Below are 16003 nucleotides of genomic sequence, written 5' to 3'. Positions count from 1 at the left end.
CGTGATCCCTACGTAGGAATCGCTTGCGACGAATCGGACGTCAAGCAGGTCGATCAAGGAGGCGACAGTCGCGACCATCTAAAGTACGACCGACTTGATCTTGAAGTCGATGATCTGGTCTTCGTCGTATCCGAGTTCGGCCAGTAGTGCATCGGTGTGCTCACCGTGTTCTGGTGCGCACCTGAGTGATAACGGCGTCTCGTCGAACTGGACCGGGCTGCCTGCCAACGCGAATTCGTTGCCGTTGGTATCAGTAGTGCGGGGCAGATAACCATTCGCAATCACCTGGGGGTCGTCGTGGATCTCGCGCGCGGTGCGCATCACGTCCCACACTCCCTCGAACCCGGCGAAGGACTTCTCCCAATGCGCGAGATCTTCCGCTTCGAAGATTGTCCGCAACTCGGCGATGCACTCCTTGCGATTCTCGAAACGCACGGGCGCAGTAGCGAATCGCTCGTCCGAAATCAAGTCCGGGCGACCTAGGCGCATACAGAAATCAGACCAGAACCGGTCGGCCTGAAGAAGTACAAAGGCGATGAACCGGCCGTCGCGTGTCTTATAGAGGTTGACACCCGGGTTGGGCATCTCCTCGAGCGAGAACTTGGGAACGTCCTGACCGGTGACGCCCGCGCCGACGATGTTGGGTCCGAGTTGCCAGATGGCGGCGCTGAGCAGAGAGACGTCGACAATAGACGGTTCACCCGTCCGCTCGCGCTTCACCAACGCTCCGGCGATTCCTGCGGCGATTGTCAGGCCGCCGTACACGTCACCAAACGCCGGCAGCTGAAGCGGCGGATAGGCCCCGTTGCCGGCGGCGTAGCCCTCACCGATCCCTCCGCGCGCCCAATACGCGGCCAGGTCGAAACCACCTTGGTTTGCCGCCTCCCCCTTCGTGCCATAACCATGGCCGCGGGCATAGATGATCTTGGGGTTGCGCGCGCGGACCTGGTCCACGTCGATTCCCATGCGTCGCCGAGAGTCCGGCAGCAGGTTGGTGAGGAACACGTCGGCTGTCTCAATCAGCTTCATCAACACCTCGCGGCCCTCCGGACTGGAAGTGTCCAGACCGATGCTGCGCTTTCCGCGGTTCGGCTGTTCGATGAAGTGGTTGACGCCGCCCGCTCCGGCGACGATTCCCGAATTGATCAGTCCGCGCTGCGGATCACCGGTCTCGGGATGTTCGATCTTGATGACGTCGGCGCCCCAATCGGCGAGCACAGCGCCAGCGGCCGGAACGAAGGTCCACGCGGCGAGCTCGACGACGCGAATCCCGCTGAGCACATCGGTCATGCGCTGGTGTATCCAATCGACTTGGTCTGAAGATGCTGCTCGAAGCCTTCGTGACCGTTTTGCCTACCGACGCCGCTCATCTTGTAACCGCCGAACGGTGCGTCGGCGCCGTAGAACATGGCGCCGTTGAGCATCAAGCTGCCGGTGCGGATTCGCCGGGCCACCGCCATCGCCCGGTCGGGCGAACCCATCACTGCACCCGATAGACCGTAGGTCGAGTTGTTCGCCAGCTCGATGAGCCCCTCATCACCTCTGTCGTACGGCGTCACGGTAATCACCGGCCCGAAGATCTCCTCCTGAAACAGGCGGTGGCTCGCGTCCACATCGGCGAAAACGGTCGGTGCTACGAAGTAGCCGCGATCGAGTCCCTTCGGCTTGCCGCCGCCGACTGTCACCCGCCCCCCTTGCTGCTGGCCGATATCGATGTAATTCAACACGCGGTCACGTTGCTTGGCCGACACCAAGGGGCCGCAGAATGTCGCAGGATCGGTAGGGTCACCGACGGGAACCGCCGTGAACGCCGCAGTGGCAACTTCCACGGCCTGGTCATACACCTCGCGGGGGACGAGCACCCTGCCAGTCATCGCACAGGCCTGACCCGAATGCATCAGCGCACCAATGCATCCCGGCAAGACCGTATCCATGTCGGCGTCGTCTAGCACCATGTACGCCGACTTGCCTCCCAGCTCGAGCAAGGTGCGTTTCATGGTGTCAGCGGACAATCTTTGAAGCAGCTTGCCGACGGCCGTCGAGCCGGTGAAGGAAACCATGTCCACGCGCGGGTCGGTGGCGAGCAGCTGGGCGACGCCGTTGTCGGACGTCGGAACGACGTTGAACACACCCGCTGGGATGTCGGTGCGCTCCGCGACGATACGGCCCCATCGCAGCCCGCTCCAAGGTGTCTCCATGGCCGGTTTGAGCACCATGGTGTTGCCAGTGGCAAGTATCTGCGCAATCTTGTTACTGATGATCTCGAACGGGAAGTTCCACGGCGTGATGGCCCCCACCACGCCGAGCGCCTCTTTGACCACTTTGCGGTGATACGGCGCGCCCAGTAGCGCACCGTCGGAAAGCTTCCGCTCCCATGGAAACTCGGAGATGTACTGGGCGGGCCACCGAACGGCGTCAGGGATCGGCCACTCCAGCTGGGCAAGGTATGTCGACGAGAGCGGCGCGCCGACCTCGGCGACCAGCTCGGCACGGATGTCCTCTTTCTCCTGCTGAAGGGCGTCGTGAAGCTGCATGAGGCAGTGCTGACGGAATTCGTGATTGGTCGACCAGTCGGTCGTGTCGAAGGCACGCCGCGCTGCGGCGATCGCCGACTGCATATCCTCGGCGCCGGCGTCGGTGGCGACGCCCAGCACCTCTTCGGTGGCTGGATTGATGTTTTCGGCAGACGCTCCGGTCAGCGAGTCCCGCAACTTCCCATCGATGTACAAGCGGGTTTCGGCATTGAACGGGAGTGTCGATGCGGCAACCGACGAACTCGTCATGGAAATGTCCTCTCGCTGGGCTGGCGGCACGCTCTAGCATAAATCATAATAGATAACTATTTATCTGATTTCGCGCGATCGTCGGTGCCTGGTGCGGAACGCGGCATTACTATCCTAGATTCTGTCATCAAGTAGATTACTCCACGGAGGGACGCACAGATGGCCCCACGCACGGTCGTCGAACAGCTTGAAGCTGGTGCACTGGACCGCCCCGACAGCCCCCTCCTGCTCGAACCAACCGGCGCGGGACTGACCATCGGTGAGGTGTCCTACCTGTCTGCTGCAGCGGCACGCTGGTTGGCCGCACACGGCGTCAATAGCACCATGACCGTCGCTTGGCAGCTACCCAGTCACTGCGCTGCCGCAGTCCTGATGTTGGCGCTCTCGCGAAGCGTGTCCGTCCAGGTCCCGGTGCTGCACTTGTTCCGACAGCGAGAGGTAGCCGCCGCACTCGAAATCGCCGGCGCCGACGTGTTGATCGTTGACGAGACCACACAGCACAACGCACCATCGGATACACCCGTGATTTGCCTGCCCTCCGATTTCCTCGACGTCCTTCGGACCATGCCCGATGACCAGCCATCGGAGGGCGCAGCGAACTTCCCTTCGGACTACGCACGATGGGTCTTCTTCACGTCCGGAACGAGCGGGCGCCCGAAAGGGGTGCGACACAGCGACAAGTCGCTGTTGACCGCGGCGCGCGGCTACGTGAAGTATCTCGGCCTGGGATCCGCGCCCGACGACGTTGGGACCATCAACTTTCCCATCGCACACGTTGGCGGCATCTTCTATGTCTCGTGCGCCCTTATCGGGAGGTTCTCGGTTCTGTTGCTGCCGCGGGTCGGGCCGGACATCGCCGCAGTGCTTGCAGCCAATCGAGTGACGTTCACTGGCTCAAGTACGGCGTTCTACCAGATGCTGCTCTCCGCACAGCTCTCCTCAGGTGGTGATGCTCCCGTCATTCCAACGCTTCGCATGCTGATCGGTGGCGGTGCACCCTGTCCGCCAGAGCTGCACGAGAAGATCAGACTCGTGCTCGGGGTGCCCGTACTGCACGGCTACGGCATGACTGAAGCCCCCGCTATTACCGCCAGCCAGGCCTCGGACAGCTTTGAGCAGCGGTCGAACAGTGCGGGTCGCCCCGTTCCCGGCGCCGAAGTCCGTATCGCGCCGACGGGAGAGGTCGAAGTGCGCGGCGATGTCCTGACACCCGGCTACGTCGACGGTGAGCAATGGGCCTCATCTGTCACGCCGGAAGGCTGGCTCCGAACCGGGGACACGGGATACCTGCGGGCTGACGGCCGGCTGGTGATCACCGGTCGGATGAAGGATCTGATCATTCGAAAGGGTGAGAACATTGCTCCCGCCGAGATCGAGAACGAGCTGCTCGCGCACCCGCTCATCGATGTCGTCGCGGTGCTCGGCCTTGCCGACGAAGTACGTGGCGAGCTCGTCTGCGCGGTCGTCCAACGATCACCCCAGCACCGCGATGTCACACTCGAAGAGATCTGCCGGTTTTTGGATGACCGCGGCTTGATGAAGCAGAAGTGGCCCGAGCGGCTTTACATACTCGATGAATTCCCCCTGACCGGTTTGGGCAAGGTCGCGAAGCGTGAACTTGCTAAGCAGTTGACGGCCTGAATCGGCGACACCCCGGGCGGAATCACGTCACGGACAGTGGTCCTTTTTCCGCGACACCGCGCACGAAGTCGATCGACACACCCATCTCCTCGGCCAGCGCGATCGCTGTCGCGACGTCCTTGCGCAGATATGGCGTCACACGGCCCTCGAACGGAATAAGACCGCCGACTTGCCGCACACGCTGAAGGGCCGCGCTGCTGCCGCTACACGCGCTCAACGCGGCGAGTAACGACTGCTCGTTCAAGCCCAACGCTGCTCCGGCCGCAGCAGTACCCGCCAGCAGTTGCGAATTTGCCGCGAACAAAAGGTTATTGAGCAGCTTGACCAGCAGCGCGCTGCCCAGCGCACCGGTCGCAATGATGGGATCGGCGTAAGCACCCACCACGTCGCGCGCAGTATCGACCGGGTCAGGTTCCCCGCCCAACAGGACCGTGAGCCTGCCCTGAAAAATATCTTCCGAATCTCCACTGATGGGCCCGTCGACCACCCGAACATGCGGCATTGTCTGGGCGATGTCAGCGACGAGCGCCGGACTACCCGTGGTGTGCGAAACGACGATCGCACCGTCGGGCAGATGAGCAAGGAAACCATCCTCGCCGAACGCGGTCTCCCGCAGCTGCGGATCGGAGAACAGACATACGATCAACACGTCACTGGCTCGCGCGAGCTCCTTGAGGGAACCGGCCAAACCAGCCCCACGCGCGACATGAGGTTCGCAGACCTCGGGTCGGCGCGCATAGAGTACGACTTCGTGCTGACCGCGATCGAGCAGCCGCGACACCATCGGCGCACCCATTTGACCGACGCCGAAGAAACCGACTCGTGACATCTCATGGCCCCGAACCGGAATTAAGACGAGGACCCGGCGTGAAACGGATGGGCAAATGGCGGACAGCGTAGACCTCACCAGCGTCCTCGAACCGCACGATTTCGCCGTCGATCGCGAAATCGGGCAGACGGGCCAGTATTTCGGAGATCATCTCCTGGAACATCACCCGGGCGAAGTTGGAGCCGAGACAACGGTGAGCGCCGAGGCTGAACGCGAGGTGGCGGTTCGATGATCGGGTCAGGTCGATTTCCTCGGGCTTGTCGAACACCTTCGGATCGCGGTTGCCCGAGGCGAACATCAACATGACGCGGTCTCCCGCACGCAGCTTGTGACCGTGAAATTCGCAGTCCCGTTTGACGACTCGATAGAGCCCCTGCGTGGGAGTGTCGTGCCGGAGGAACTCCTCGGTCGCAGCATCGAGAAGCTCGGGATCGTCAATCAACTGCTGACGCAATGCCGGATCTTCTTCGAGCCGAACCAGCGCATTACCGGTCAGTCCGCTCGTCGTGTCCATACCGGCAAGCAGCAGGAGGAAGATGTACCCGATCAGCTGCTCCTCGGTGAGCGGCGCGCCATCGACTTCGGCTTGCAGGATGACACTGATCAAGTCGTCGCCGAAACCGTTGGTCCGCCGATGCTGCATCGCGGTCACGATGGCGCCGTAAATATTCATGACGCCATTGCTGGCCCGCTCGGGGTCGTGCGAGCGGTCGTGAATGGCGGAATGGATCCACTCCACCCATTCCGGCCAACGGCTGTCGTCCAGACCCAACATCTGCAGGATCCAGCGCGCTGGCAGTGGGGTGGTCAGCTGTTGGACGATGTCGGCTCGGCCGGTCTCGATGAAGTCGTCGACCAACTCCGCCGCTAACTGGCGAATTCGCGGCCTCCAACGCTGGGCAGCGCCCGGGGAAAAGCGCGGCAATACGATACGGCGGCATGCGCCGTGCAGCGGCGGATCGATGTCGATGGGAATCAACGGATCCGGGGACAGCCCCGGCACCGCTTTCTCCACACCATTGCCGAACAGCTCGGCGTCCTGCGCGGCGTCGACGATCGCGTCGTACCCGAGAAACAGCCAGAACCCATCCCATGCGGTCGAATGCAAAACCGGGCAACGATCGCGAAACTCAGAGTAGATCGCGAAATTGTTCTCTCGGAAGTACGCCGAATGGTGGTCGAGGTCGGTCGAGGCGGCCTCGGTGCCTGAGTCGATAGTCGTCATCACGCGTCCTTTAGGTCGTCGATCTTGATCGCTCGCTCGGGACATTCCTGTTCGGCTCTTCGGATCAAATCTTTGTCCTCGAGCGCGATTCCGTTTTGGCTCGCCACCGCTCGATCTTCGAGGTCGAGGAATTCGAAAGCGTTGGGCGCTATCGTCAAGCAGCGTGCATGTCCTCGACATCGCTGCGGGTCCACCGCGACCCTCATTCGGCCTCCCATTGTCTTCTCCCGTTACACATTGGCGGGTTGCGGCTCGGCCGTCCTTGGGAAGTTGAGCATGCGCCGCGCGTTGTCCTCGACGATGAGCGCACATTCGTCATCGGGCACCGTGGCAAGCACTTCGGCCGCACGCTTGCGCGAGTTCGGCCAGTTCGAATCCGAGTGCGGGAAGTCGATCTCCAAGGTGATGCGATCAACACCGATCGCATGGCGGTTGGTCAATCCGTGCTCATCATCGATAAAGCAGCCCCAGAAGTGGGAACGGAACAGATCAGAAGGGCGCGCGTCGAAATCGATCGGCTGGTAGTAGCGGTGACGCTCCCACACGTAGTCCGTGCGCTCCAAAATGTAAGGCACCCAACCGATACCGCCTTCGGATAACGAGATCTGAAGGTTCGGAAACTTCTGCAGTTTGCCGGAGAACAGCAGATCGACGGTTGACCACATGAGATTGGTCGCAAACAGCGCAATCGCCACCGCGAAGGGCGCCGAAACGTCTTGTTTAGCCAGATCATTCTGGAAGGTGCTCGTCCCCGAGAACGAGAATCCGGGAACGTAACCGCCCGACCCGAAATGCAGTGCCAGCGGCATGCCCGCGTCCGAGCACACCTGCCACAGATTGTCCCAGTGATCTGAGTGAAACGACGGCAGCCCCAACGACACCGGGCTGTCCGGAAACGACACAGTACGCGCCCCCTTCGAGGCCAGACGCTCGGCCTCGACGACGCACGCGTCGATGTCCCAGACCGGAAGCAAACCAAGCGGAATGAACCGGTCCGGCGCCGTCGCGCACCACTCGTCGATGTGAAAATCGTTCCACGCCTTCACGCACAGCAGAGCCAGCTCGCGATCGTTACCCCGATAAAACGTCCCCCCCGCAAACCCCGGGAAGGAGGGAAAGCACAACGCCGCCTGCACCCCATCGAGGTCCATGTCCGCCACCCGCGCCGCAGGATCGTAGCAACCGGGAATCATATCCTCGTAGCGCACCGGATCGGTGCCCCACTCCTGCGGTGGCTTGCCCGCAACCGCGTTCAGCCCGATCGTCGGATACAGCGTGTTGTCATACGACCACAAATGCTGGCCGTTGATCTCGACGATCTTGGGTCCGGCCTCCCGATACTTCTGCGGCAAGCGGTCTTGCCACACACGTGGATGCTCGATGAGGTGGTCATCGACCGACACGATCTGATGGGTGTCTTGTAACGGCATCCTTCGCTCCCTTGCGCCGTGCCCCGCCGGACCCGGCTGAGATCCGTCCGGCTCAGTGTTCTACCAGAATCTGTTTATGACCATATTCTATATTTGCTTCGAATTTTATACCTGAGCGATGTCGCGAACAAGTCCTTCAAGCACGTGTGGGTCAATCCGGTTCCTGCGTACTTGTCGAATGCGCCGACTCGTTCGCGCTCACACGGCACTAATCAGCCAGGTCCAGCTGGCATGCGTCTCGGTGGAAGGAAGGGACACAGATCGTGGGTTTGCTTGACGGTCGCGTCGCGTCGTTTTCATCACTGGCGGCACGCGGTCAGGGCCGTTCGCATGCAGTCACTCTCGCGGAAGAAGGCGCCAACATCGTCGCCGTAGACATCTGCCGCGACATCGACGCCGTGCCGTACAGGTTGGGCACGTGGGAAGACCTCGAAGAGACAGCTCGACTCGTCCAGAGAACGGGCCGAGAGATTCAGTTCCAGGCGGCTGACGTGCGGCATAAGTCGGCCCTACAGGCCGCGCTCGACCCAGGTGTAGAGCAGTTCGGGCATATCGACACGGTGCTGGAGCAAGTGGACCCCTAGGTCCGTTTCATGTTAACCTGCGTAGGTGCCGTGCCAGGGAGGTCCACCTATGCCACCGACAGCCAAAGCGCGACGACAGCGGTCCGATGCACGCGCCAACTACGAGCGCATCGTCCATGCCGGGCGAGAGTTGTTCGCCGCCAAGGGCACTGCCACTCACGCAGATGTCGCGCGCGCGGCAGGCATCGGCAAGGCCACCGTGTTCCGGGTCTTCCCCAGCCGGGAGGCGATGATCTCGGCCTTTCTTGAACCGCAAACGATTTGGATCGAAGCGCGCGTTTGTGAGGCGATTCTGCAGGCACGCCAGGGCGATCCATGGACGGCGCTGGCCGAGGCGTTGTACGACGTCATCCATCGCATTCGCCAGGACCGCATCGCCGGCATGGTGTTCGATGTCGACACGCACGCCGTCGGTGATGACGCGCATCGACTCGCGACGTTGAGCGACGAGCTGATCGCATTGGGGATCCGCGCCGGCCGGGTGCGTTCTGAGGTGACCTCACGCGACTTACGCCGGCTGATTCGAGGCCTGGCGCTGGCTCTGTCGTCCGAACAGGAAGCCCGTCCCGAGGAATGGGATCGGTGCGTCGAGTTGACGCTGGCAGCGTGCGCCGTACAGCAAGGGAAACACTCGCATGCCCCCTGACCCTCGCTGCCGGATCAAGCGGCCCGCACTCACCTGGTTCCGTCATAGATAACGAGGTAGATTCATGTCAGAACGCATACAAGCGGGGCTGGAAGTGTTCGCCCAACTCTGCCCCGATATCGCTGCCAAAATCGGTGAGGGCAAGAGCGAGCCGCGGTTCGGTGACGAACTCGGCATTCTCAGCGCCGACAATCTGTTCGGTGCGTTGTGGACGCGGCCCGGCCTGGACTGGCGGTCTCGTAGCCTCGTCACCATCGGTGCCCTGATCGCGCTCCGCGCCCACGACCAGTTGAGGGAACACTTCCAGATCGGGCTTCGCAACGGTCTTACGCGCGCCGAGTTGGAAGAAGTCACCTACCACCTGTCGGGTTATCTGGGATTCCCGGCGGCCGCCAATGCCAGTCAGGTTGCGGCCGGCGCAATCGGCGCCCACAAGACCGACGAGCCGATTGGAGCATCGAAGTGACCGGGAGACTCGACGGCAAGGTCGCGGTCGTTGTCGGCGGTGGTCAATCCGCCGGGGCCACGATCGGAAACGGGCGTGCGGCATGCATCACGTTCGCCCGCGAGGGCGCAACAGTTCTAGTGGCCGATCGTGTGCTGGAGAGCGCCGAGTCCACCGTGAAGATGATCCATGACGAGGGCGGTACCGCGGCGGCGATCGAAGTGGACGTCACCGCGACGGCAGACGTGGAAGGCCTTGCCGCACGGGTCCGCTCGGACTATGGCCGCGTCGACGTGCTGCACAACAATGTCGGTATTATCTCGACCGGCGCCACCGACGAGATCGATCTGGACTTCTGGAACCGCATGTTCGCGATCAACCTCGACGGAATATGGCAGGTCATCAAGCATCTCGGACCCATCATGCGCGAACAGGGGTCAGGGTCGATCATCAACATCTCGTCGTTGGCCTCGTTTCTCGCCGGGCCGGAGAACGTCGGATACGCGACCTCGAAAGCAGCGCTGAACTCCATGTCGAGGTCGTTCGCCAAGGAGTACGCCAAACATCATGTGCGGGTGAATGTGATCGCCCCCGGAGCCGTGGAAACGCCGATTGGCGTTGATCAACTGGTCGAGCGCACAGGCCTCAGCCGCGAGAAGGTCATGGAGATGCGGGACTCCACCGTACCTTTGGGCAAACAGGGCAGCGCCTTCGACGTCGCCAAGGCAGCCGTGTTCCTTGCGTCCGACGATGCCGCGTGGATCACCGGGATCATCCTTCCGGTTGACGGCGGCGCCACCCTGAGCATCATCCCGACGTAGGTCGCAGCGGATTGGTGCCAATCCTGGCGGCAGAATGATGGTCCGCACCTCGACTGCGGATCCATGCATCTCCGCTCGCCACTTCATGCAGCCAGCGCCGGATTTTGCGCAATCCGCCGGCACAGCGACAACAGCTGGACTACTTGAAGCACACCGCCGTCACCCAATTTCGATTTCGACCATCTCGGCGGCATCGCCGCGTCTTCGACGCCGAAGTTCAGTGCACCGATTCGGCTCGAAACGGCAGTCGGCCCACCTGGATGGAAATCGTCACTCATACATACGAAGGCGAAAGCTGGTGCGGCTTCAATCATCTCGATCCGTTCAGACGCATCCTCGTGTCCACTATCCTTGGTACCGCCGGCCATAGTCAGTGGCCCGATCGTTGCCTCGTCCGATGCAGCTAAGTTTGGCCTCGCGAGTCGCCGGACCAGCCGTTCTGACTGGCGCGAGCGCGAGTGGCCTGACATGCGCGGCAGGTCGGCTTACTACCACGGGCATCCCGATCGATGAGCCGTCTCCGAGGAGGAACTTGCCGTCGAGGCTCAGCTTGCCGGTCCGCCGCCATGGTCGAACGACACAGAACCACACCACCCCCGCTAAGAGCGCAAGGCTGAGACCCTCAAAGATGTCAATGCCACCAGATTCCACGTCGGCATACGGTCAACCGGGCCCGCCCGAAGTCAGGTGAAAAGACCCACCGCACCAGCGCCTGCACCGCTACGACAAGCCACAGGGCCGCAATCGCCGCCCCTACCGTCGCACCGCCAGTACGAGCGGGCTCGGATGCATTGGGGCTTGTCCGTGTGACGGCAAGCTCCGACACCACCATGGTGAACTAGCCTCCGTAGGTGCGCGAACGCCTATTCAGCCGAGGAGTTTTTTCTAATTCAACACAGAATTTCGTTGACTCTCGAGTCAAACTCTAAGTAGCGTCATGCCTTATCAACCATCGATGAGGGGTTCGTCATGACGACCGGCATTCAGAAAACGATGGCGTGGAGCGGCGCCGCCTTCCTGCTGCTCCTATTCCCCGGCATCATCATGGTCGGCCTGCTCCCTCCGATGGCTCCCACGAAGTCCGCCGGCGAGGTCGCAGAGTTCTGGTCGACAAACACCGGGGTGAAGCGCACCGGACTTGTCGTCCTGCTGGCGGCGGCGGGACTCCAGGTACCCTTCGGCGCGCTCATCGCCGTGCGGATCAGGCAGCTCGAGGGCAGGTTCTCCCCGCTTGCCTACGCGCAGCTGATCGCCACCGGCCTTGCGGTGATGGCGATCGTCCTACCAACCTTTGCGTTCGCCGCGGCGTCGTATCGCCCCGAGCGCAATCCCGAGATCACCCAGGCACTCAACGACCTCGGCTGGCTGCCGTTCGTGATGAACTGGCCCGCGGCCACCATCCAGTGCCTGGCGATCGGCTTTGCGATCTTCGGCTACCAGGGGCCGCACCCCGTCTGGCCGAGATGGGTGGCCTACTACAACTTTTGGAGCGGTTTCATCTTCGCCGCAGGCGGTCTCGTGGTGTTGTTCAAGACCGGCGTGTTCGCCTGGAACGGACTGCTCGCTTTCTGGCTGGTTGCCGTGTTCTTCGGGGCGTGGCTCCTCGTCATGACCTGGCAGTTGCTGACAACGATTGGCGCGCAACCGACAGACGACCGCGAGGAGCCCGTCCTCCACCGCACAGGCGCATGACCGCAACGGCCGACCGCGAGACACGGGCACGGGCCACAGAACCCAAACGCATTCCCGGCGAGGAAGGGATTTGGGTATTCGTCCTCGGCGACATGACGGTGTTCGCGCTGTTTTTCGCCACGTTCATGTACTCACGCGCCAAGAACCCTGAGCTCTTCGCCCGCGATCACGCGAGCCTGAACGTCGCCCTGGGCACCATGAACACCGTTCTGCTACTGAGCAGTTCGTTGTTTGCCGCATTGGCCGTACAGCAAGTCCTCACTGGTGTGCACCGCTCAGCGCCCCGGCTGTTCGGTGCCGCGCTCGCATGCGGACTGGGCTTCGTCGTTGTGAAGGCCGTGGAGTGGTTGCATCTGTTCGGTAACGGCAAGACCGTCGGCAGCGGCGAGTTCTTCTCGTATTACTTCATGTTCACCGGTATACATCTGGCGCACGTGTTGATCGGCTGCGTGGTGCTGAGCCGGCTCATCACGGTCAGCCGCAAGCCACAGCTGAGCGGGCGCGACACGATGCTGTGCGAGGCCGGCGGCATCTTCTGGCACATGGTCGACCTGCTGTGGGTCGTACTGTTCGCTCTCTTCTATCTGATGCGGTGATGGCAATGACGCGCCGGGTGACTCTGGTATGGGCCGCGCTCATCGGCCTCACGTTCGCATCGTTCACCGTTGGGGTCGAACAGGGCGCCGGCGTGGCATCGGCGGCCGCCGTGGTCATCATCGGCCTCGCGCTGTGCAAAGTGCGGCTGATCGGCCTGCATTTCATGGATATCCGGGCCGCTCCGCGCACACTGCGCCTCATATTCGAGGGCTACGTCCTCGTAGTGTTTGCCACGCTGGTGACGTTGGACCTCGTCGTGTCCTAGAAACGACATGGCCGGTCATCTGCGTACAGTCGAACGATAGCTAGAAAGTCAAGGCCGCGGGCCGGCAGTCCGGAGGAAGGCGATTTCAAATCCGCTCGGACGCGGGCCGCTCATGTCCTGAGCGTCAAAGGGTATGCGAGCACGAGGCTTTCGGACGTAGCAGAACAAGCCGAGCCCAATCCCCGCCATCTACTACTACTTCCCGCGCCGTGACGAACGGCATGCAGAAAGTTGTGGACATTACACGTAAACAGGCCGGAGATCCGCAAAAGACCATCGACCAAATATTTGGCCACGACGCACAGCATGGTTACCAAGATGAAGGCCATGACGGTCGACATCACTCAATTGCGGGATAACATCGGTAATTTCGACGACTTTCCTCCGCCCCCTGCACAACTAGTTCTCCCGTACGAGTCCGAGTTCCGAACAGGGTTCCACGCTATAGATGGTAGTTATCGGCGGTCGGACGTGAATAGCAGACCTTCACATTGACCTGTGACAGTTGACTGTCATAGTGTCGGGATGCAGGTCCGGCTGACCCGATCGCGGAGGAGCGTTGAGATGGCAGAAAGTATGTTCTCCTCTATGAACTTGACCGGGAATCCGGACGAGGTGGTGGCCGAGTTCACTAAACGGGTGACCGCGGGCACACTGACCACGGGTCTGACCACGTTCGGTATCGACCGGGTTCGGGAAGTACTGAGATTGCCCGTCACGATCGTGCCGATGTCCGCCATCTACCTCGGCGTTCCCGCCAAAAGCTCTCCGCGCCGCGTCGACGTCCGGCGATGTCGGTGACGTTCCGCGACCGGTTCGGCAACTCCTGGTAACGAAAGAGGGTTCTTGGTCATGTCTTTGGCGATAACGGAAGACCACCGCGCCTTCGCGGAACTCGCCGCGGCGGTGGTGGCTGCGCGCGGGGGCATGGCGGCTGCGCGCGACATGCTGCTGAATCCGGACCGACCTGACCGTTGGTGGGCCGCAGACGAGCTTTGGAAGGAGATGGCCTCGGCGGGCTGGCTCGGCCTGCACATCGACGAGCGGTTCGGGGGCCAAGGCTACGGCCTTCCCGAGCTCACGGTGGTGATGGAACAGCTCGGCCGCGCCGCTATCGGTGGGCCGTTCCTGCCGACGGTGGCTGCATCGGTGCTAATGGCCGAGTTCGGCAGCGAACAGCAGCAACAACGCTGGCTTCCCCGTCTCGCGTCGGGCGAGCTGATCGCAGGCGTCAGTACGACCAACACTGCGATTCGGTCGGATTCGACCATCACGGGAACAAACATCGCGGTTCTCGGTGACTCCGGCAGCGACGTCTACCTCATCACCGTCGGTGAAGACATCGTGCTGGTCGAAGATGGCGACGCCGTTTCCGTCCAGGTCGGCGAAACAAACGACATGCTCACCCGCCCGCTAGTCGTCCTAGAACTATCCGCTGCCCCCGTCGCCGACGTGCTGGTCGGTGCTGCTGCCAGCGCCGTGCGCACGCTTCGGCTGCTGGCGGCGGCCGAGGCGGTTGGCGGCTTGGCCGCTTGCACCGAAATGGCGACCAGCTATGCCAAGGATCGACGACAGTTCGATCGGCCCATCGGGTCGTTTCAGGCGATCAAGCACCACTGCGCGAACATGCTGGTCGATTCGGAACTGGCCGTTGCGGTCACCTGGGATGCAGCCCGCAGGCACGCACCAGAAGCCGACCTGGCGGTGACCATGGCGGCCGGACATGTGCTGCCGGCCTATCAGCGCGTCGCGCTGCAAAATCTTCAGATCCACGGCGGCATCGGATACACCTGGGAGCACGACGCCCATCTCTTCATTCGCCGGGCCACAATCTTGCTGGCGTTCTGTGGCGGGCGAGAAGCATTGCACGACAAGGTCATCGAATTGCAACGCGCTGGGGTGCGACTGCATCACGCGCTAGATCTGCCGCCCGAAGCCCAACAGTACCGATTGGCCGCCGAGGAGTTCCGGTCGGAGTTGATGCGGGCCGACGTTGACAGCAGGCCCAAGTTATGGGCCCGCAGCGGATATCTGCAGCCGCACTGGCCGCCGCCGTTCGGGCGCGGCGCGGACTCGGTGGAGCAGCTGATCATCGACGAAGTGCTCGGCGAACTGGATAAGCCGCACCTCGGACTCGGCGAGTGGGTGGTGCCGACTTTGCTTGAGCACGGTAGCCCGGAGCAGGTCGAGCGGCTGATCTGGCCCAGCCTCGAGGGTGAGCTGCGCTGGTGTCAGTTGTTCAGTGAGCCAGGAGCGGGCTCTGATGCGGCCGCGGTCGCTACCAAGGCCGAGCGCGTTGAGGGCGGTTGGTCGGTGACCGGCCAGAAGGTGTGGACAAGCGATGCGATGAATTGCCAGCGGGGTCTGGCCACGGTGCGCACCGATCGCAGCGCAGCCAAGCACCGTGGCATCACCGCCATGATCATCGATCTGGCGGTACCGGGTGTGGAGATCCGCCCACTGAAGGAGATCACCGGCGCGACGCTGTTCAACGAGGTCTTCTTCACCGACGTCTTCGTCCCCGACCGCGACATTGTCGGTGAGGTGAACGCCGGTTGGAAAGTCGCCATGGCGACCTTCGGCAACGAACGCGTATCCCTCGGTGGTGGTTCAGTGACCCTGCCTGCGGACAAGCTCGCCGAGTTGTTGGAGCAGTACCGCAGCGGCGACACAGGCCTGGCGCGTGAAGTCGGCGCCCTACTCGTGGAGTCGTATTGTCTTGCAGCGCTGAATCTCCGGCGGGCGGCCCGAGCGGTATTCGATTCCGGGTCGACGATCGAAGGCAACATTGCGAAGCTATACGGCGCTGAACACGCGCAACGCGTCGCCGAACTGGCTCTTTGCATTGTCACCCCTGCTGTCCTCGTCGGAGAGCAGGCCGAGGTCGCACATGACTACCTGTACAGCCGCTGTCTCACGATAGCCGGCGGGACCTCAGAGATTATCCGCAATCTCATCGCCGAACGCATCCTCGGCCTACCGCGCGACCCACTGCTGGCATAACAATCGAGCGATACCGTTTGTCTGCAAGCACTTTGGCGAAAC

17 protein-coding genes are annotated in these 16003 nt (G+C 62.2%); 10 read left to right on the top strand and 7 right to left on the bottom strand.

The window, feature by feature from the left end:
- Nucleotides 1-78 precede the first annotated feature (78 nt).
- Together A9X04_RS19370 and A9X04_RS19365 are read right to left on the bottom strand one after the other, a co-directional pair.
- Nucleotides 79-1290, bottom strand: coding sequence for a CaiB/BaiF CoA-transferase family protein (locus A9X04_RS19370; RefSeq protein WP_067923950.1), 1212 nt, complete (start codon nucleotides 1288-1290; stop codon nucleotides 79-81).
- Complete coding sequence (locus A9X04_RS19365; protein ID WP_067923947.1) at nucleotides 1287-2783, bottom strand: aldehyde dehydrogenase family protein; 1497 nt, start codon at nucleotides 2781-2783, stop codon at nucleotides 1287-1289. Before A9X04_RS19365 ends, A9X04_RS19370 begins: the two co-directional genes overlap by 4 nt.
- Before the next feature lie 159 nt (nucleotides 2784-2942).
- Here A9X04_RS19365 and A9X04_RS19360 point away from each other — a divergent pair, with 159 nt between their 5' ends.
- Nucleotides 2943-4424 carry a class I adenylate-forming enzyme family protein gene (locus A9X04_RS19360; protein WP_067923945.1) on the top strand — a complete coding sequence of 494 codons (1482 nt, stop codon included), beginning with the start codon at nucleotides 2943-2945 and terminating at the stop codon, nucleotides 4422-4424.
- Nucleotides 4425-4446: 22 nt separating this feature from the next.
- On the opposite strand, the gene A9X04_RS19355 is transcribed toward A9X04_RS19360, so the two are convergent.
- Genes A9X04_RS19355 through A9X04_RS19340 form a run of 4 tightly spaced genes read right to left on the bottom strand, consistent with a single transcriptional unit; the run spans nucleotide 4447 to nucleotide 7908 of the window.
- The gene (locus A9X04_RS19355) at nucleotides 4447-5253 is read right to left on the bottom strand and encodes an NAD(P)-dependent oxidoreductase (RefSeq protein ID WP_067923942.1); all 807 of its coding nucleotides are present in this window, start codon (nucleotides 5251-5253) and stop codon (nucleotides 4447-4449) included.
- 1 nt (nucleotide 5254) lies between these two features.
- Nucleotides 5255-6478, bottom strand: a complete 1224-nt coding sequence (locus A9X04_RS19350) for a cytochrome P450 (RefSeq protein WP_067923940.1) — start codon at nucleotides 6476-6478, stop codon at nucleotides 5255-5257.
- A complete protein-coding gene (locus A9X04_RS32385) occupies nucleotides 6478-6684 on the bottom strand; it encodes a ferredoxin (protein WP_067923937.1) in 207 nt (68 codons plus the stop codon). The genes A9X04_RS19350 and A9X04_RS32385 overlap by 1 nt, the downstream gene beginning before the upstream one ends.
- Before the next feature lie 24 nt (nucleotides 6685-6708).
- A complete protein-coding gene (locus tag A9X04_RS19340; RefSeq protein ID WP_067923934.1) occupies nucleotides 6709-7908 on the bottom strand; it encodes an amidohydrolase family protein in 1200 nt (399 codons plus the stop codon).
- Nucleotides 7909-8171: 263 nt separating this feature from the next.
- Between A9X04_RS19340 and A9X04_RS19335 the strand changes: the two genes are divergently transcribed.
- The 4 genes from A9X04_RS19335 (at nucleotide 8172) to A9X04_RS19320 (ending at nucleotide 10404) form a co-directional block, all read left to right on the top strand.
- Nucleotides 8172-8492, top strand: coding sequence for a hypothetical protein (locus A9X04_RS19335; protein ID WP_231984332.1), 321 nt, complete (start codon nucleotides 8172-8174; stop codon nucleotides 8490-8492).
- Nucleotides 8493-8541: 49 nt separating this feature from the next.
- Nucleotides 8542-9138, top strand: a complete 597-nt coding sequence (locus A9X04_RS19330; RefSeq protein WP_068057253.1) for a TetR/AcrR family transcriptional regulator — start codon at nucleotides 8542-8544, stop codon at nucleotides 9136-9138.
- 94 nt (nucleotides 9139-9232) lie between these two features.
- Nucleotides 9233-9604: a carboxymuconolactone decarboxylase family protein gene (locus tag A9X04_RS19325; protein ID WP_231985763.1), complete on the top strand. Its 372-nt coding sequence runs from the start codon at nucleotides 9233-9235 to the stop codon at nucleotides 9602-9604.
- Nucleotides 9601-10404 (top strand): SDR family NAD(P)-dependent oxidoreductase, encoded by an 804-nt coding sequence (locus tag A9X04_RS19320; RefSeq protein ID WP_067923925.1) that lies wholly within the window; start codon nucleotides 9601-9603, stop codon nucleotides 10402-10404. Before A9X04_RS19325 ends, A9X04_RS19320 begins: the two co-directional genes overlap by 4 nt.
- A gap of 83 nt (nucleotides 10405-10487) precedes the next feature.
- Here the strand turns inward: A9X04_RS19320 and A9X04_RS30540 are convergent, their stop codons facing one another.
- Nucleotides 10488-10772 (bottom strand): hypothetical protein, encoded by a 285-nt coding sequence (locus tag A9X04_RS30540; RefSeq protein WP_156764426.1) that lies wholly within the window; start codon nucleotides 10770-10772, stop codon nucleotides 10488-10490.
- A gap of 601 nt (nucleotides 10773-11373) precedes the next feature.
- Here A9X04_RS30540 and A9X04_RS19315 point away from each other — a divergent pair.
- The 5 genes from A9X04_RS19315 to A9X04_RS19295 all read left to right on the top strand — a co-directional run bounded on the left by A9X04_RS19315 (nucleotide 11374) and on the right by A9X04_RS19295 (nucleotide 15961).
- On the top strand, nucleotides 11374-12096 hold the full coding sequence (locus A9X04_RS19315; RefSeq protein WP_067923922.1) for a hypothetical protein: 723 nt from the start codon (nucleotides 11374-11376) through the stop codon (nucleotides 12094-12096).
- On the top strand, nucleotides 12093-12692 hold the full coding sequence (locus tag A9X04_RS19310; RefSeq protein ID WP_067923919.1) for a cytochrome c oxidase subunit 3: 600 nt from the start codon (nucleotides 12093-12095) through the stop codon (nucleotides 12690-12692). The genes A9X04_RS19315 and A9X04_RS19310 overlap by 4 nt, the downstream gene beginning before the upstream one ends.
- A gap of 5 nt (nucleotides 12693-12697) precedes the next feature.
- Nucleotides 12698-12958 (top strand): cytochrome C oxidase subunit IV family protein, encoded by a 261-nt coding sequence (locus tag A9X04_RS19305; RefSeq protein WP_231984331.1) that lies wholly within the window; start codon nucleotides 12698-12700, stop codon nucleotides 12956-12958.
- 588 nt (nucleotides 12959-13546) lie between these two features.
- Nucleotides 13547-13759 (top strand): hypothetical protein, encoded by a 213-nt coding sequence (locus A9X04_RS19300; RefSeq protein WP_067923913.1) that lies wholly within the window; start codon nucleotides 13547-13549, stop codon nucleotides 13757-13759.
- A 51-nt stretch (nucleotides 13760-13810) separates the two neighbouring features.
- Nucleotides 13811-15961 carry an acyl-CoA dehydrogenase gene (locus A9X04_RS19295; protein ID WP_067923910.1) on the top strand — a complete coding sequence of 717 codons (2151 nt, stop codon included), beginning with the start codon at nucleotides 13811-13813 and terminating at the stop codon, nucleotides 15959-15961.
- Nucleotides 15962-16003 lie beyond the last annotated feature (42 nt).

Origin of the sequence: Mycobacterium sp. E3247, from assembly GCF_001667785.1 — a bacterium.
Classification (GTDB): domain Bacteria; phylum Actinomycetota; class Actinomycetes; order Mycobacteriales; family Mycobacteriaceae; genus Mycobacterium.
This window is presented reverse-complemented; position numbering and strand designations above follow the sequence as displayed.